This is a genomic window from Burkholderia seminalis DSM 23518, from assembly GCF_902832885.1.
Lineage (GTDB): Bacteria > Pseudomonadota > Gammaproteobacteria > Burkholderiales > Burkholderiaceae > Burkholderia > Burkholderia seminalis.
In genome coordinates this window covers 895,498-912,564 of sequence record NZ_CADFDK010000002.1, presented here as the reverse complement: position 1 = coordinate 912,564, position 17,067 = coordinate 895,498, and the positions used below count along the sequence as shown (strand labels likewise).

The 17,067-nt window shown below is 69.1% G+C and carries 15 protein-coding genes and 2 pseudogenes; 4 read left to right on the top strand and 13 right to left on the bottom strand.

All coding sequences use genetic code 11. The annotated features are described in order from the left end of the window. Positions 1 to 85 precede the first annotated feature (85 nt). Both HWX00_RS10610 and HWX00_RS10605 read right to left on the bottom strand, forming a co-directional pair. A pseudogene (locus HWX00_RS10610) lies at positions 86 to 595 on the bottom strand (Tat pathway signal protein); the annotation flags it as partial. A gap of 33 nt (positions 596 to 628) precedes the next feature. Next, positions 629 to 1,446: pseudogene (locus HWX00_RS10605) on the bottom strand (hypothetical protein). A 367-nt stretch (positions 1,447 to 1,813) separates the two neighbouring features. On the opposite strand from HWX00_RS10605, the gene HWX00_RS10600 reads away from it, so the two are divergent. Both HWX00_RS10600 and HWX00_RS10595 read left to right on the top strand, forming a co-directional pair. Then, positions 1,814 to 2,143, top strand: a complete 330-nt coding sequence (locus HWX00_RS10600) for a cupin domain-containing protein (protein ID WP_175028830.1) — start codon at positions 1,814 to 1,816, stop codon at positions 2,141 to 2,143. 117 nt (positions 2,144 to 2,260) lie between these two features. After that, positions 2,261 to 2,986 (top strand): glutathione S-transferase, encoded by a 726-nt coding sequence (locus HWX00_RS10595; RefSeq protein WP_069705034.1) that lies wholly within the window; start codon positions 2,261 to 2,263, stop codon positions 2,984 to 2,986. A 9-nt stretch (positions 2,987 to 2,995) separates the two neighbouring features. Here HWX00_RS10595 and HWX00_RS10590 read toward each other — a convergent pair whose 3' ends face one another. The 5 genes from HWX00_RS10590 to HWX00_RS10570 all read right to left on the bottom strand — a co-directional run bounded on the left by HWX00_RS10590 (position 2,996) and on the right by HWX00_RS10570 (position 8,494). Beyond that, positions 2,996 to 4,693, bottom strand: a complete 1,698-nt coding sequence (locus tag HWX00_RS10590) for a flavin monoamine oxidase family protein (protein ID WP_034185805.1) — start codon at positions 4,691 to 4,693, stop codon at positions 2,996 to 2,998. A gap of 48 nt (positions 4,694 to 4,741) precedes the next feature. Next, positions 4,742 to 5,224, bottom strand: a complete 483-nt coding sequence (locus HWX00_RS10585; RefSeq protein ID WP_175028829.1) for an aromatic-ring-hydroxylating dioxygenase subunit beta — start codon at positions 5,222 to 5,224, stop codon at positions 4,742 to 4,744. Next, a complete protein-coding gene (locus HWX00_RS10580; protein ID WP_034185803.1) occupies positions 5,202 to 6,548 on the bottom strand; it encodes an aromatic ring-hydroxylating dioxygenase subunit alpha in 1,347 nt (448 codons plus the stop codon). The genes HWX00_RS10585 and HWX00_RS10580 overlap by 23 nt, the downstream gene beginning before the upstream one ends. 156 nt (positions 6,549 to 6,704) lie before the next feature. Beyond that, on the bottom strand, positions 6,705 to 7,103 hold the full coding sequence (locus tag HWX00_RS10575; protein ID WP_034185802.1) for a hypothetical protein: 399 nt from the start codon (positions 7,101 to 7,103) through the stop codon (positions 6,705 to 6,707). Then, positions 7,100 to 8,494 (bottom strand): MFS transporter, encoded by a 1,395-nt coding sequence (locus tag HWX00_RS10570; RefSeq protein WP_175028828.1) that lies wholly within the window; start codon positions 8,492 to 8,494, stop codon positions 7,100 to 7,102. Before HWX00_RS10570 ends, HWX00_RS10575 begins: the two co-directional genes overlap by 4 nt. 137 nt (positions 8,495 to 8,631) lie before the next feature. Between HWX00_RS10570 and HWX00_RS10565 the strand changes: the two genes are divergently transcribed. Next, positions 8,632 to 9,537, top strand: a complete 906-nt coding sequence (locus tag HWX00_RS10565) for a LysR family transcriptional regulator (protein WP_034185800.1) — start codon at positions 8,632 to 8,634, stop codon at positions 9,535 to 9,537. Between the two features lie 13 nt (positions 9,538 to 9,550). Here HWX00_RS10565 and iaaH read toward each other — a convergent pair whose 3' ends face one another. The 6 genes from iaaH to HWX00_RS10535 form a co-directional block, all read right to left on the bottom strand. Beyond that, positions 9,551 to 10,972 carry an indoleacetamide hydrolase gene (iaaH, locus tag HWX00_RS10560; protein WP_175028827.1) on the bottom strand — a complete coding sequence of 474 codons (1,422 nt, stop codon included), beginning with the start codon at positions 10,970 to 10,972 and terminating at the stop codon, positions 9,551 to 9,553. A gap of 123 nt (positions 10,973 to 11,095) precedes the next feature. After that, positions 11,096 to 12,670: an amino acid permease gene (locus HWX00_RS10555; RefSeq protein WP_175028826.1), complete on the bottom strand. Its 1,575-nt coding sequence runs from the start codon at positions 12,668 to 12,670 to the stop codon at positions 11,096 to 11,098. Positions 12,671 to 12,780: 110 nt separating this feature from the next. Then, positions 12,781 to 13,245 (bottom strand): Lrp/AsnC family transcriptional regulator, encoded by a 465-nt coding sequence (locus HWX00_RS10550; protein ID WP_034185797.1) that lies wholly within the window; start codon positions 13,243 to 13,245, stop codon positions 12,781 to 12,783. 96 nt (positions 13,246 to 13,341) lie between these two features. Then, positions 13,342 to 14,100 carry a dimethylarginine dimethylaminohydrolase family protein gene (locus HWX00_RS10545; protein WP_034185982.1) on the bottom strand — a complete coding sequence of 253 codons (759 nt, stop codon included), beginning with the start codon at positions 14,098 to 14,100 and terminating at the stop codon, positions 13,342 to 13,344. A gap of 166 nt (positions 14,101 to 14,266) precedes the next feature. Beyond that, complete coding sequence (locus HWX00_RS10540; protein WP_175028825.1) at positions 14,267 to 15,517, bottom strand: DUF1479 domain-containing protein; 1,251 nt, start codon at positions 15,515 to 15,517, stop codon at positions 14,267 to 14,269. Between the two features lie 110 nt (positions 15,518 to 15,627). After that, on the bottom strand, positions 15,628 to 16,017 hold the full coding sequence (locus tag HWX00_RS10535; protein WP_034185795.1) for a VOC family protein: 390 nt from the start codon (positions 16,015 to 16,017) through the stop codon (positions 15,628 to 15,630). Positions 16,018 to 16,090: 73 nt separating this feature from the next. Here HWX00_RS10535 and HWX00_RS10530 point away from each other — a divergent pair, with 73 nt between their 5' ends. Then, entirely contained in the window at positions 16,091 to 17,056 is a 966-nt protein-coding gene (locus tag HWX00_RS10530; RefSeq protein ID WP_124609434.1) for a helix-turn-helix domain-containing protein, read from the top strand. Positions 17,057 to 17,067: the final 11 nt, after the last annotated feature.

The window sequence follows — 17,067 nt, the reverse complement described above, 5'->3', positions numbered from 1 at the left end:
GCGACGTCCTGTTCGCCATGCTGCGCGACGGCACCATTTACCAACCCAAGTCAGCCCCTAACGCTTGACGAAACACATAGGGGCACCCCCCCTGCCTGACGATCGCGGCGGCGACGCCGTCGGCGGTCGATATCGGGCTGCCGGCGGCGACCGCGGGCGTCGCGATCGACGTCACGCCGGCCGTGAGCCCGTATGTCGACGCGAGCACGCTCGCGACCTCCTGCTGCGCGAAGATCGGTGCCGCGACCTTCTGCCGAAGCTGGAACACGGCATCGGCAATCGCCTCGTTGACGGGGCCCGGTACGGGTGCGGCGGCCGATGCGCCGGCGCGGCTGCCGAAGCTGTATGCGACGATCGTATCGATGGCGGCCGCCGCGACGCTCGGCGGCGTCCACGAGAAAAACGTGTCGAGCAGATAACCGGTTTCGTCGGCAGCGGTCGCGCGATCGTCCAATTCGTTCGTCAGCTTGCCGAGCATCTGGCGCTGCAGTTCGGCATCGGTGGCCGGCGCGGCGCTCGCGAACACGGGCGTGACGGCCGCGCACGACGCGGCCAGGACGGAGGTGGAAGCCAGGAAATGGCGACGGGTATGCATGGTCATGAGCGTCGATGGGGGGATCGGCGGGCGTCAGCCCTTCGGGTAGGCCTGCGTCGTCGCGGTCATCGCGCGCGTCAGCATCTGCGCATACATGTCGTGCACGAGGTAGAGGCTGCGGTTGCGCGTCCACGGCTGGCCCGACTGCGGGTCGTACACCGTCGGCAGCGGCACCTCGGCGACGGCCGCCGCCTTCATGCCCGCCTGTTGCGACGTCTGGATGCAGCGCTTCGCGTGATCGCGATGGCCGACCACCGCGACGGTGCCCATCGCCGCCGCCCCGCCCGCGACACGGCGACCGCCGCGACGCCCGCGGTACTCAGGTACACGATCGAGCCGTCGTTCGCGATCACCGGTTCGACCGACGACAGCACGTCGGCGCCCATCCCGTATTTCGACACGAGAAACCGCGCGATTTCCCATTGCGCATAGACCTTGACGGGCTTCAGCTGGCGGATGCGGTACACGGCGTCCGCCAGCGCCTCGTTCACGGGCCCCGGATCGGGCAGCGCCGCCTGGTTGCCGCCGGTGCTCGACGTGTTGCCGCTCGACGCGTTCGGACGGTTGCCGAAGCTGTACGCGACGATCGCACCGATCTGCGCGGCGGCCACGGTCGGCAGGTCCCACGTGAAGCCGACGTCGGACATCGCCGGGACGATCGCGTCGACGGTCGCCGCGTCGCCGAGCTGCGCGTTCAGTTTCGCGGACATCTGCGCGGCCAGCGCGCTGTCGGTGACCGGCGCCGACGTGACGTCGTCGCCGCCGCAGGCGCTCAGCAGGGAAGAGGCCGCGACGGCTGGCGCGGCGGCGAGGAATTTTCTTCGGGACGAAGCCGGGGAATGCTGACTCATGTACACGCTACGCCATGATGCGAATGACGACCGTGCGTGAGGACAGGCAGGGTCGACGAAATTCGCGGGGTCCAGGGAAAAGGCAATCGGGCAACCGCGCGCGAACCGGCATTGCGGCATGCCATCGATCGATGCAGCGCGATCCTAGGCGGCGTTGGTTAAATTGCGGTGAAAGTGACGGCCGAATTCGTTCGATCGCCGCGCCGTTTCGCCGATGGACGATCTTGTTTCACCTGCGGCGAGCGAATCGCGCGCCTGTTTCGCCGGTGGAGCGCTCGCGACTGGCGCGGCGTTTCGACATATCGGCACCCGCATTACCATGGCGCAAGCCACGTTCCCTCACGATCCGGACCCGGAGCCCGCCACGATGAAGCTCGGCCTGAACGAATCGCTTGCGCGCCTCGACGACGTAGGCACGCTGTTCACGACGCTGTTTCGCCACGGCACGCGCGATGTCGAGCTGTACCGGCCGCGCGTCGAGGACCGGCAGACGCCGCACACGCGCGACGAGATCGACGTGATCGCGACCGGCACGTCGCGCTTCGTCGTCGACGGGCGCGAATGCGGCGTCGCGGCCGGCGACACGCTGTTCGTCCCCGCCCATGCGGCGCATCGCTTCGTCGGCTTCTCCGACAACTTCTCGACCCGGGTGTTCTTCCACGGCCCGGAAGGCGGCGAGCGCGCACGCGACGCATGATGCCGCGCACGGCGCTTTTCGTTCGATCGCCTAGACTGTCTATTCGCAACGGGCGGCGCGCGGCCGCCCGGTCGTCACGAGGCCGGCGGCAGCCGGTTCAACGAACAGGACAACAGCATGCGATATGAACTCTATTACTGGCCCGAGATCCAGGGCCGCGGCGAGTACGTGCGGCTCGCGCTCGAGGCGGCCGAAGCCGACTATGTCGATGTCGCACGCGAATCGGGGCGCGGGATGGGCGTGTCGGCGATGATGCGCATGATGGACAACACGAAGGCCGAGTGCGTGCCGTTCGCGCCGCCGTTCCTGAAGGCGGGCGACGTGGTCGTCGGGCAGACGGCGAACATCCTGCTGTTTCTCGGCGCGCGGCTCGGGCTCGCGCCCGACGACGAAGCCGGCCGGCTGTGGGTACACCAGCTCCAGCTGACCGTCGCCGACTTCGTCACCGAGATCCACGACACGCATCACCCGATCGCCAGCTGCCTCTACTACGAGGACCAGAAGGCGGAAGCCGCGGAGCGCGCGGCCGACTTCATCGAGAACCGGCTGCCGAAATTCCTCGGCTACTTCGATCGCGTGCTCGGGCAGAATCCGCACGGCAGCGGCTACATCGCGGGCACCGCTCTCAGCTACGCGGACCTGTCGATGTTCCAGCTGATCGAAGGCTTGCGCTATGCGTTTCCGAAGGCGATGAAACGCGCGGAGCGGAAAGTCGCGGCGCTCGTCGCGCTGCACGATCGCGTCGCGCGGCATCCGCCCGTCGCGCGCTATCTCGCGTCGGCGCGCCGCATCCCGTTCAACGACATGGGGATCTTCCGGCACTACCCGGAGCTCGACCGGTAACGGCGCCGTTCAATCGCCATATCGATAGCGGCTGCGCATCGCGTCGAGCGGATTGCCGTCGGCCAGCGTGCCGCCGAGGCTGTGGATCACCGCGCTCGCCGCATTGATCGCGGTCTGCACCGCGCCCTCGATCCAGCCGCCCGTAAACGAACAGCAGCAGCCGGCCAGATAGATCCCGCGGTCCGACGACGGATCCGCCGCCGTCTGGAACTGGTAGAACAGCGCCTGCGAGTGGATGTCCTCGCCCGGGTAGTTCAGCTTGAACGCGCCCAGCGCGTAACGGTCCGACAGCCAGTCGTGACTCGTGACGTTGCGCGCGTAATCGTCGTCGAGCGGGCGCAGATGCGCGGCGAACGCCGGCGACACGACGCCGATCTCGGCCACGAGGCGCTTGAACCGCTCGATCTTGTCGGTCAGCGACAGGATCTTGTGCGAATCGTCTTCCCACGTGTAGCTGATCAGCACGACGCCGTGCGCGTCGGGATCGTCGGGCGCGTAGTCGAGGCAGTAGATGCCGCGCGCGAGCGTGTCGGTCTGGATGTTGTGCGGCAGCCCGTGCTTGAGCCAGAACTTGTCGCGGGTCAGCACGAAAAGCTTCGACGAGCTGACCATGTGCGTCTCGTTGATCGCGCGGACGACGTCCGGGGCGAACAGGTTCGCGATGCCCGTCATCCCCATGCCGACCTGCATCGCCCGCGTCGTCGTCGCGACGATCACGCGATCGAACACGCGGGTCGCCCCGTCGTCGAGTGCGAGCGCAAGCGTACCGTCGGGCTGCTTCGTCACGCCGCGCACCGCTGCGTGAACGATGCAGTCGCGCACGCGCACGCCGTCGGCGCCGTCGTCCAGCAGCCCCCGCGCGAGCGCGAAGATGCCGGCCGGGATCAGCCGCTGGTCGACCTCGAGCTCATTGACGACGATCCGCAGGATTTCGAGGAACGACGCGCGATAGACCGGCTGGAAGCCGCCCGACCCGATGCCGAGCGTGCCGAACAGGCGCAGGTCCTCGCTCTTGCGCCAGCGAACGCCGCCGGGCGGCGTCGCGCCGGTGAAGATCTTCACGATCGCCGAATAGAACGACTCGTCGCCGAAGCGGTCGATGTACTGCTGCCAGCCGCACCGCGCATCGTCGTAGCGATGCGCGCGCAGCAGCGCCGTCAGTTCGGCCGGCGCCGGTAGCGACGTGCCGTCGTCGAGCCGCACGCCGTCGCGGATGAACGCGCGCCAGCCGCGGTCGACACGCTCGAACAGCGCCGGCGGCGCTTCGCCGGCCGGCCAGCGGTACGCATGGCCCTGATAGTGGATCTCCGTGTCGACGATGCCGGGATCGGGAAACGCCGATGCGCTGTCGACGCCGAACCGGTCCAGGTAGTGATACAGCGCCGCCTGCGACGGCGGAAAGCGCATCGCGCCCATTTCGGCGAGCAGGTGCGGATGCTCGGGATTGATCGACTGCGTCAGCAGGCGTCCGCCGACGCGCGCCCGGTTCGCCTCGAACACGACGACCTGCCGCGCACCGGCGCGCAGCAGTTCGCAGGCCGCGACGAGCCCGCCGACGCCCGCGCCGACGATCGCGATCCGCGCATCGCGCGCGCTTTCGGCCGCCAGCGTACCGACACGGCCGCCGGTACGGGACAGGAAAGCGCCATAGTCGTACAGCGTGTCGATGTACGGTAGCGTGTGCGGCAGGCGTTCAGGGGCGTTCATGGAATCGGGACCAAACCAGGGAAGGAAACCGGCAGCGCGAGCCCGCGCTCACACGGGCAGGTGGATGCTGCCGAGCGGCGCATCGGCGTTGACGAGGTCGACGCGCTTCACGCGGATGCGCAACGCGTCGCCGCTGACCGCGAGTTCGTGCGTGTACCAGCCGGCAAACAGCGTCTGCTCGTCGCGCCGCGCTTCGACGTAATGGAACGGCGTGCGCAACACGTACACGCCGCGCGCCGGGTCGGCGCGCTCGACGTACGGCTGCTGGAGCAGATGATGGCCGCGGCTCGCCGGCTGCTGCGAGAACGTGCGGCGGCCGGCCAGGCGCTCGATGCGGATGCGCAGCAGCAACCGGTCCTCGTCCATCAGCGCGCCATGCAGCACCGAATCGGGCTGATCCGGCGACAACGGCATCCAGTAGCGCGCGTCGTCCGCGTACAGCGCGAGCCACTCTTCGTAGCGCCGCTCGTCGAGCAGGCGCGCCTCGCGATACACGAACGCGGCGAGTTCATCGTGAGCAAACGTGCGCATCGGCGGCCTCCTTCGTCGATGCGGGCGCGATATAGCGCAGCCACGCGCGGAACTGGTTGCGGATCTGCAGCTCGCTGGTGCCGTTCGTCTCGGCCGTCGCGTGCATGTGCTCGTGCGGATCGAACAGCCGTCCCACATGCACCCAGTCGCGCGATTGCGTCGCGAGGCCGCGCTGCGCGCGTTCGTACATCTCGAGATCGTCGTGCGCGACGATCGACGTCGGCGCGTTGATCAGCCGGTTGTAGGCCAGCGTGCGCTCGAACATCGAATCGGGTGCGCCCGCAAGACGGAACGACCACGATTCGACCAGCGTGCGGTCGGCCGCGAGCGGCTTGAACACGCGCAGGATCTGGATCGGCCCCTTCACCATCGCGTTCGGGAACAGCACCGTGTTGTGGCGCACCTCGCCGAGAATGCGGGCCGCGCGCGCTTCGCCGTACGCCGCCGTCATCTTCTCGTGATAACCGGGAATCGGCGTATAGCGCGCATGGATCGAATCGGCGGTGCCGGTGTGACCGTGCCCGTTGGGCCACACGCGCAGCCCCATCCGCTCGAAGAACGCATGCGGCTGGATGAACGGCTCCAGCAGTTCCACCGCCATCGGCTTCGCGCCTTCCATGCCGTCACGCTCCCAGACGCGCACGGCCGTGCCGGCCGACGACTCGTGCGCGACCATCGGGTGACAGGTGTCGGTCTGGTTCTCGACCAGCATCTTCCAGTTGCACGCATGCACGTACCGGAACACGCCGCCCGCGACTTCGACGCGCCCTTCCGGCGAGCGGTCGACCAGGTTGTCGAGCGACGACAGCGCCGCGCCGAAATAGTCGTGGAAGCCGACGCCCTCCGGGTTCAGCCGACAGAACACGAAGCCCCGATGCTCGTGGGTCGCGCCGACCGCCTGCATGCCCTTGCTCGCCTCGCACGATTCGAAACCGGTCTGGTCGTAGCCGCGCCGCAGCGGAATCGCATGGAGGCTGCCGTCGGTCCGGTAGGACCATGCGTGGTACGGACAGCGAAAGAACGTACCCGTGTTGCCGCACGCGTCGGTCACGAGCTGCGTGCCCTTGTGCGAACACCGGTTGTGCAGCACGCGCACCGATCCGTCGACGTGGCGCACCATCACGACCGGCTCCGCGCCGATCGTCGTCGTCACGTAGTCGCCGGTGTCCGGAATCTGGCTGACGTGGCCGACGTACACCCATGTGTTCGCGAACAGGTGGCGCATCTCCAGTTCGAAGATCCGCGGCGACAGGTAAAGATCCTTGTGCACCTCGGTATCGCGCACGAGCGCCGCCACCCCATCGGTGAACCCGGGCGCCGTCATGCGCACCTCCGGCCGCGCACGCGTTGTTGCCGCGCGCCGTCGCGGCGCGCGGATTCGATTGTTGTTATCGTCATCTCTCAGGTTTCTGCTCGTAGGTGCCGCTCGGACTCCATACGCCCGCCGCCAGGCACGCGGCGGCGGGCGCGGCGGCGACGGTCAGCCCGTCACCGGTGTTTCATGCAGGCGCAGCCAGCCGATGCGGCCGTTCGCGTCGCGCTCGAATACGACGGTCGAACGGCGCACGGTGCGCCGCCCCGCTCCGTCGACCTGCGTCTCGCGATAGGCAATCACCGCGCCGCCCTGCCACGCGCTCACTTCGTGCAGTTCGTCGATCGCGATCCGCAGCCCGGGACGCGCGCCGTGGCCGCGCGAGAACAGGACGTCGATATCCGCGAAATCCAGCGCATGCCCCTGCAGCGAAATCATCGAGAAACGCCGCGAGAAACGCGCGATCAGCGGCGCGAGCGCGTCGCGTGACGCATGGCCGGACAACCATTGCTCGATGTCGACGTGCGCGTCGACCACTTCCTGGAAAAACGGGTTGGACGGATTCATTTCGACACTTGCGTACGTTGGGAAACCGGTCGCGCGGCAGGCGCGCGGTGCAGGGCGAGGCGCGCGACGAACGGCAGCGGCAGCAGCGTCAGCAACGCGGCCAGGCCGAAGCACTGCTGATAAGACAGCCGCGCGTCGTCGCCCTGCGTCGACAGCAGGAAATTCAGCGCGCTGCCCAGCACGGCGACGCCGAGGCAGAAGCTCAACTGCCGGTTGATGTTCCACAGCGCGCTCGCGTCGCCCATCCGCGCCGCGGGAACGTCGAGGAACGCCGCGCTTTGCGACGTGCTCGTGCACATGCTGGCGCCGAGCCCCATCGCGACGAAAGCCAGCACGCGCCCGGCCTCGAAACCAGCGAGCGGTGTCGCGAGCAGCACGATGCCGATCGCATCGATCGCGATCCCGCTCATGAACAGCGGCTTCGCGCCCCACTTCGGAAAACAGCGCCGCGTCGTCGCGATCGCGACGAACGACGCGATCGCCCACGGCACCATCAGCGCGCCCGTATGCGTCGCGCTGAGCCCGAGCGCGTTCTGCAGGTACAGCGCCGCGACCAGGTTCACGCCGGTGAACACGCCCGGCACGCACAGATAGACGACCAAGCCGATCCGCAGCAGCGGCTGCGCGACGAGGCGCAGGTCGAGCAGCGGGGACGCCGCGCGCCGCGCATGCGCGACGTACGCGCCACCGGCGACCAGCGCGACCGACAGCGGCGCGATCGCCAGGCGGCCGCCCCCCGGCTGGCCCGCGAACGTCAGGCCGAGCAGCAGCGCGACCAGCGCCACGGCGCTCAACGCGAGGCCGCGGGCATCGAGCGCCGGCGGACGTTCGCCCGCTGCGTCCGCCGGCAGCCACGCGAACGCGAGCACGCTGGTCGCGGCGGCCAGCGGCACCATGCCGAAGAAGATCGCCCGCCACGACGCGCGATCGACGATCACGCCGCCGAGCGCCGGCGACAAGGCGGGCACGAGCAGCGCGACCATCATCACGATCGACGTCAGGTGGGCACGTGCATCCGGCGGATACGCGCGATAGGCCATCGTCTGCCCGACCGGGATCAGCAGCCCGCCGCCGAGCCCCTGGATCAGGCGCCACGCGAGCAGCGCGCCGATCGACGCCGACAGGCCGACGCCGACGCTGCCGAGCGCGAACAGCACCAGCGACGCGATCAGCAGCCGGCGCTCGCCGAAACGCCGCGCCAGCCAGGTGCCAAGCGGGATCACGACGGTCAGCCCGAGCACGTACATGTTGCCGATCCACGCCAGCTGCGCGACCGATGCGTGCAGCTCGCGCTGGATCGTCGGATACGCGGCGTTGATGACGAACATGTTGGCGAGGTCGATCGCGAACCCGAGCAGGTAGACGGCGGCGATTTTCGAGCGATCGGTCATGTGGCGGAAGACGAACGAAACGCCGCAGTGTAAGGTTCGACGCGCGCGTCGATAAGACCGTCCGGACGGCAAGACTGGTCGAAAAATTTTGACAATCAGGGCAACATGTCGGTTTTCCGGAAAGCAGCCGACACGCCATGGTGAGTCTCGATCGTTTCGCCGTCTTCCGCGCCGTCGTGGAAGCGGGGTCGTTTACGGCCGCCGCCGCCCAGTTGAATCAGGCCCGGGCCGCGGTCAGCTTCAACATCAAGCAGCTCGAAGCCGAACTCGGCGTCACGCTGTTCACGCGCACGACGCGGCGCGTCGAGCTGACCGACGCGGGCGAGCGCTTCCATGCGCGCTGCCTGCGCGTGCTGGAGGAAGCCGAGAGCGCGATCGACGACGCCCGCAGCGAGCACGGCGGGATGCACGGCGTGCTGCGCGTGACGTCGACGGTCGAGTACGGGACGATGGTGGTCGCGCCCGCGCTGCATGCGTTCATGCAGCGCCATCCCGCGCTGCGCGTGCGGCTCGAGACGCATGCGGCGCAGGTCGACCTGGTGCGGGAGCGCGTCGACGTCGCGATTCGCCTCGGGCGCCTCGAGCAGTTCCAGGACCTGCCCTACCGCGGCGCGTGCCTGGCGACCTACGAAGTGCGGCCCGTGATCGCACCGTCGCTGCTCGCCGCCGCGGGCCTGTCCCGCATCGACTCGCCCGACGTGCTCGCGCGCCTGCCGCAGCTCGGTCATACGCGGCTCGAGCGCATCGCCACCTGGACGCTCACGGACCGCGACGGCAACCCGCATGCCTTCCGGCCCGGCGCCAAGCCGCGCGTCGTCGTCGACAACGCGTCGGTGCTGCGCGTGCTCGCGCGCCAAGGCAGCGGCGTCGCGCTGCTGCCCGAATGGCTCGTGCGCGACGACCTCGCGTGCGGCGCGCTGGTCGACGCACTGCCCGACTACCGGTTTCCGCCGCAGGCCGTCTACGCGTTGTATCCGTCGACCACGCACGTGCCGCAAAAAGTGCGCGCGTGGGTCGACTTCATGAAGGCCTATCTGGCCTGAACGCGGCCGCGGCTCAGGCGGCCGCTGCGCGATCCCGCAGCCGCGCGTCGATCCGGCGGGCGATCGCGAGCAGGCGCCGGTCGCTGCCCCACGGCCCCTCCAGCATGAGCCCGACCGGCAGCCCCGTCCGCGTGGAGAGCCCGGCCGGGATCGACACGGACGGTACGCCGGCGAGTGTCGCCGGCGACGTCTGGCGCACGACGCGCGCGAACAGCGCAGCGCCCTGTTCGGGCGTCATCGCGGCGGTGTCGCCGAGCGACGGCGGCTCGCCCGGCACCGTCGGCATCGCGATGCAGTCGACCGGCGCGCCGAACGCATCGTCGTACCAGTGCACGAGACGCTGCCGGCACACGATCGCTTCCGCATAGGCGTCGGCCTCGACCGGCGCTTCGACGAGTGACCGGAAGATGCCGCGCACGTCGTCGCTCGCGATCCGTTCGACGAACGTCTCGAACGGAATGCGCAGCCGCTCGGCCGCAAAGCGGCGCCAGTACCGGTTCGCCTCGAACGCCACGATCGGCAGGCCGCAGGCCTCGCTCGCGTCGTGCAGCGGCATCGCCGGCAGCGGCACGAGCGTCGCGCCGGCCGCCACGCACGACGCGAGCGCGTGTTCGATGCGGGCCGCAACGCCCGGGTCGAGCGCGTCGAAGTAAGGCGCGCCCGGTACGCCGATACGCAACTGCGGCCATTCCGGCGCGACGGCCACGCTGTCGTCGCGCGTCAGCACGGCGTCGAGCAGCAGCAAATCGTCGATGCCGTGGCCGATCGGCCCGACCGTATCGCGGGTGGGCGACAGCGACAGCACGCCATGCGGCGAATAGCGCTGCGCGGACGGCCGCAGCCCGTACACGCCGCAGAATGCGGCCGGAATGCGCACCGAGCCGCCCGTGTCGGTGCCGAGGCCGAACGGGATGCCGGCCGCGACCGCGGCCGCCGTTCCGCCGCTCGACCCGCCGGCGATGCGCTGCGGATCATGCGGATTGCCGACCGCGCCGAAATGCCCGTTGCCGCTCGTGATGCCGAACGCGAGCTCGTGCATGTTCGCCTTGCCCAGCGGCACCGCACCGGCTTCGAGCAGGCGCCGTACGGTCTGCGCATCGCCGGTTGCGCGATAGCCGCCCAGCGCCGGGCTCGCACCGAGCGTCGGCATCGCGGCGGTATCGAGGTTGTCCTTGATCACGAACGGCACGCCCGCGAGCGGCAGCGCCTCGCCCCGCGCGACGCGGGCATCGATGCGCTCGGCCGTGCGGCGGGCCAGCTCGGCATCGACGTGCACCATCGCATTGAGCGGCGCGATCGCCGCGAGACGCGCGAGCGCGTCGTCGGCGACGTCGACGGCACGCCGTCCGGCCGCGCGCACGGCATCGGCGATCTCGCGCACGCTGGCGCGGGAGGCAAGTGACGGGGAGGAAACGCGGTTCGGCTGGGTTGTCATGTTGTGTGCTGGACGCGAAATCGATCGGGAAACGCGCGGCATGCCACCGGCCCGGGCAGCACGCCGTGCGAATCGCGATGTTATCGCGGCCCGCGGCCGGCCGTCACGCGAGCGGCCCGCCCGCTACGCGCCGCGCGACGATTCGCGCGCATCCGCCGCCCCGTCGACCGCGCGCGCCAGCCACGGCCCGATCTCCATCTCCTCGTAGCGCACGAGCCGGCTCTTGCGTGCGCGGCGATACGCCCACCAGATCGCGACGAACAGCGGAATCCAGACATAGATCGACAGCACTTCCATCCAGTCGATGCGAGCCGCGAAGAACGCCTGATAGTCCTGCCCGAGCGAAATCACGATGCAGATCGCGATCGCGAACAGCGGCCCGAACGGGAACCACTTCGCGCGGTACGGCAACTGGTCGAGCCGGTAGCCCTGCTTCAGGAAACCCTTGCGGAACCGGTAATGGCAGACCGCGATGCCGAGCCACGCAATGAAGCCCGTGATGCCGACCGTGTTCAACAGCCACAGATAGATGCGCTGGTTGTTGGTCAGCGACGTGAGGAAGCACAGCCCGCCGACGGCCATCGTCGCGTACAGCGCGTTGCGCGGCACGCCGCCCGGCGACAGCGTCGCGAACATCGCCGGCGCGCGCCCTTCCGCGGCGAGGTTGTACAGCATCCGCGTCGCCGCGTAGGTGCCGGAATTGCCGGCCGACAGCACGGCCGTCAGGATCACCAGGTTCATCGCGCCGGCGGCAAGCGGGAAGCCCGCATGGCTGAACACCAGCGTGAACGGACTCACGCCGATGTCGGTCACGTCGCTCTTCAGCAGGTTCGGGTCGGTGTACGGCACGAGCAGGCCGATCACGAAGATCGCGAGCACGTAGAACAGCATGATCCGCCAGAAGATCTGCTTCACCGCGCGCGGGATCGTCTTGCGCGGATTTTCCGATTCACCGGCCGCGATCCCGACCAGCTCGGTGCCGAGAAACGAGAAACCCGCGATCAGCGCGACGCTCATCATCGCGTGCACGCCGCCGACGAACGGCGCGTCGCCCGTCGTGAAGTTGCGCCAGCCGACCGTATGCCCGGTGCCGGTATGCCCGCTGCCGGTATGCCCGCTGCCGGTATGCCCGCTGCCGAGCACGCCGGCCGCGATCAGCAGCCCCGCCGCGATGAACGCGATCACGGTGACGACCTTGATCAGCGAGAACCAGTATTCCGATTCGCCGAAGCCGCGCACCGACAGCGTATTGAGCAGGAAGATCAGCACGAGGAAGCCCGCGCCCCACCCTATGCCCGGCACCGCCGGAAACCAGTAGCGCATCACGATCTGCGCGGCGACCAGCTCGATCGCGATCGTCACGGCCCAGCTGTACCAGTAGGTCCAGCCGAGCGCGACGCCGAAGCCTTCGTCGACGTACTTCTCGCCGTAGATCGCGAACGAGCCCGACACCGGCATCAGCGCCGCCATCTCGCCGAGCCCGGTGACGACGAAATAGACCATGATCCCGATCGCGATGTAGGCGGCGATCGCCCCGCCCGGCCCCGCCTGCGCAACCGACGCGCCCGACGCGACGAACAGCCCCGTGCCGATCGAGCCGCCGATCGCGATCATCGCGATGTGGCGGCCCTGCAGACGGCGCTTGAGCGTCGTCCCGGACGGCGCAGCCGTCTCCACTGCCGCTTGCATAGCATCCATAGTGTTCACCCTGATTGGTTCCGGCTTCTTCCGCCAATTTTATTGATTCGGGATGCGAATCGATTGGCCTGGTCATTCGCGTCGAGCCGGGTCCTGCCCGGCCGGGCGCATCACACGACGCTGCGCTTGATCGCCTGCAGTTCGGCCGTCGTCACGATCTTCTCGATCCGGAATCGCGGGCTTTCCAGCCACACGTTGGCGATCCGCCGGTACTCGTCGAGATCCTCGCACGCGAGCCGCACCAGAAAATCGAACGTGCCGCTGACGAGCCAGCAATCGAGCACGGCCGGATTCGCCCGCATTTCGTCCTCGAACGGCGCCTGCGAACGCCCGTGGTCGGCCAGCACGATCTGCGCGATCACGACGATCGGCTTGGTCGCGCGCGGCGCCTTGATCACCGCGCGGTAGCCTTCGATCACGCCGAGCGCCTCGAGCCGTTCCACACGCGCCTGGCAGGGCCGCGGCGTGAGGTTCACGCGCTCCGACAGCTTCCGGTAGGAAATCCGCCCGTCGGTACGCAGGATGTCGAGGATCCGGAGATCGATCTTGTCGAGCTGCCTCTTCTTGTCGGTCATCCGCGTTCGCTCCGGTCGGTCGTGGCTGGTGCGCGGAACGTGTCCTCGTCCGCGCGGGGCCACATTATCCGGCCGAAGCGGCCGCGCGCCAATCGGCTAGAACCGCAGCGACAGGCAGGTCAGGCCGCCGTCCATCTTGCGGAACTCGCTCGTGTCGATCACGTGCAGCGGCATGCCGAGCGACGCGATCGCATCGTGAACGCGCGGATAACCGGCCGGCGTGATCAGCGTGCCGTTCACGCGCAGCGTGTTGCCCGCGTATTCGTCGGCGGCCGAGACCGTGATCCGGCGATAGCCGGCGAACGCCGGATGCGCGGCCAGCGCTTCGGTCACGAGCAGCGTGTCGTCGCCGAGCGCGTTGACGACCGACTTCAGGTGCAGCCCCGCGCCGACCGGTACCGCCACGACCGAGTAGCCGTAGCGCGACACCAGCGCCTCGAACGCGGCGATGCCTTCGGCGTCGGTGCGGCCCGTCAGGCCGATGTAGAAGCACTTGCCGACCAGCATCACGTCGCCGCCGTCGAGACGGCCGTCCTGCATCGGCAGCAGGTCGCGATGCGCGGCGAGTGCCGCTTCGATATGCACCGTCTCGCCGCGCCGCGCAGGGGCGCCGGGGCGCGTGATCACCGCGAATTCCGGCGTCACGACCGCGACGTCCTCGACGAAGTGCGAATCGGGGAACGCGTCCAGCGGCGGCAGCTCGGTCAGCGCGACGCCGAGCGTGCGCAGCGCGTCGCAATACGCATGAAACTGCGTGAGCGTCTTGTCGTAGTCGGGTGCGCCGAGTGCGGCGGTGGTCAGGCCCGCGCCACACGACGGTGCCGGACGGCGAACGATCGCTTGCGTGAATTGCATCGACTCCTCCATGGTCTGCGCCGCACTCTTGCGGCGCAAGGGCCCGCGGCGTTGTGTCCGGACCATTATCGGAAGCCAAATTGCGCAATTCGCGTCGATTTCGGCAGCGCCGACAGCCGATTGCGTCGAATTGCGCGCGGCACGCAGCGGATTCGGCAGAAGGCCGTCACGCGCCGGGCCCGAACCCCATCTGCGCTCGGCCCAGCATCGTCAGGTCGCCTTCGTCGCCACGCCCGTCGAAATCGACCTCGAAATGATCGGCCGGGAAATCGGGCGGACTCTCGCCGCGCACGAACGCGGACCGCTGACGCCGCAGGTATGCGTCGTTCTTCGCGCAGCCCGGCGCGGCCGCGATGTACATCACGTTGCTGTCGCCGCTGCCGCGGTGCGCATCCTCCACCGCATGCACGACGTCGCCGTGCCAGAACACCGCGTCGCCCGGCGCCATGTGCGGGATCGGCACCAGCGCGTCGAGCAGCAGCGCATGCCATTCGGGCCGGATCGACAGCGCGCGGCCGGGACGCGCGCCGCACAGGTCGTCGTCGGCGACGTCGTGCTGCAGCGCGCGCAGCACGACGTAGGCCATCGCGTTCGCGACCGGGATCAACTGCAGCGTGCCGTCGCCGGGCCCCTGCGGCGTCAGCGCGGTCCAGCCCTGGAACGTGCGGAACATCGAACAGACGGCCGGCGACGGAATCTCTTCCACGTCGGGACGGAACGCGGCGTCGAACGGATCGTAATCGCGCCAGCGACCGGCCAGCACGTGCCGGTAGACCTGCCGGAAGTTCGCCCCGAGCCAGCGCTCGACGGAGCCGCCGTCGACGTGCGGCGACAGCCCGAGCGACGTCGAACCGGGCGGCCGGCGGCGAATCCGGTCCGCATAGGCCGGCACCTGGTCCGGATCGAAATGCATGCGCACGGCATCCGCGTGCCGCCACAGGCGGTTCAGGAACACGCGTGCCTGCGTCAGCGCCGGCGACTGGCGCGCGGCCACCTGCGGCTTCGACCAGTAGACGCCGTAGATCTGCGGCTTGCCCGATGCGAGATTGCCGAAATAGCGGTCTTCCGCACGCGCATTCAACCGCTCGGCGAAGCGGTTCGCATCCAGATACGCACCGATCTCGTCGTTCCAGTCGCGCGCCTGATGCGCGTCGAATACGCCGCGGATCACGACCGCGCCGTGCGTGCGGATGGCGGCGATCGCGCGAGGATCGACGGTGCCGCCCGCGATATCCGCGAACGGCACGACCGGGATCACGTCATGGCCGTGCGCATGCGCGCGGCGGATCGCCTCGACCTGCCGCGCGATGTCGCCCTCCAGTTCGCGAAACGACGCCGCGTAACCGGGCAGGTCGGCGCGCAGCACCCGTTTCGCCGCGCGGATCGCGGCCGGCAGATCGTCAATCGTCAGTTGCATCGTGGTCTCCTCGCTGAAGCGTATCGTGATGTGCTGTCAGCGTACGGCTGGTACGGGGCCGCCATCACCGCTATCCGGTCAACTATCGATACAATTCTGACAACCGCGCGTTACTCCGGACGATGACAGACCACGCAGAGCTTGTTGCCGTCCGGATCGCGAAAATAGGCGCCGTAGTAGTCGCGGTGATAGTCCGGGCGCAGGCCCGGCGGCCCTTCGCAGGTGCCGCCGTGCCGCAGCGCGAGCGCATGGCAGCGATCGACGAGCGCGCGGGCCGGCGCGACGAACGCGACCGTGTGCCCGTTGCCCGGTTCGGGCGCGCGGCCGTCGAGCGGCCGGCCGAAGAAGAACAGCGGCCGGTCGGCATCGGCCGGCATCCAGCCCGACCAGCCGTCCGGCTCGCGGAATTTCAGGCGCAGCCCGAGTGCCGCGAACAGCGGCGCGTAGAAATCGTAGGCGCGCGTCGTATCGCTGACGCCAACGCAAACGTGTGAAAACATGGCATCGCTCCGTGGTGACGATTGCGTTCTCGATCATGCCACGACGCGCTGCCCGCCCCTACCGGAGGCCGCGATGAAACCGCAGTACGAGCATGTGACGTTCTCGCCAGGCTGTTCGATCCGCGTGTATCACCGCCAGCTCGCGCGCATCCCGTTCGAATGGCATCGCCATCCCGAGTACGAACTGACGCTGACGCTCAACAGCCGCGGCCAGCGCTTCATCGGCGATCACGTCGCGCGCTACGCGGACGACGATCTCGTGCTCGTGCCGCCCAACCTGCCGCATACGTGGTCGTCGAACGCGCGCATCGATCGCGCGGCGCCCGAAGTCGCGCTCGTCGTCTGGTTCGACGGCGACTGGGTGCGGCGGCTGGCAGATTGCTGCCCCGAATACGCGCCGCTGCGCTCGCTGCTGCGTCGCGCGGCGCCCGGCCTGCGTTTCGACGTGGAAGCCGCCCGCGCGATGCGGGCGCGACTGCCGCGGTTGCTCGATCCGTCGCCGCGCGCACGGCTCGCGGCGGCGCTCGACACGCTCGCCGATCTCGCCGAAGCCGGCGGCACGCCGCTCGCCACCGCGCACGCGTATGACCGGCCGGACGGCACGGCACCGTCCGCCGACGCGGCCGCGCCCGAAGCCGAACGCCTCGACCGCGTGCTCGATGCGATCGACCGGCGCTTTCACGAACCGCTGCGCATCGACGCGCTCGCCGCCGCCGCGCACATGTCCGAGCGCACGCTGCAGCGCCTGTTCGTCCGGCATCTCGGCGAAAGCGTCGGCCGCTACCTGCAACGGCTGCGACTCGCGCACGCGTGCCGTCATCTCGTCGGCACCGACTGGCCGATCGCGACGGTAGCCGCGCGCTGCGGCATTCCGAACGCCGCGAACTTCAACCGCCAGTTCCTCGCCGCGCGCGGGATGACGCCGGGCGCTTACCGGCAGTTCTTCAAGCAGCACGGCCACGCCCCCGACGACGACGCGCCGGCACTCGATACCCGCCCGCCCTCGCTGGAGCGCCGCGCCCATTCACCGCACAAATGAAAACACCCCGA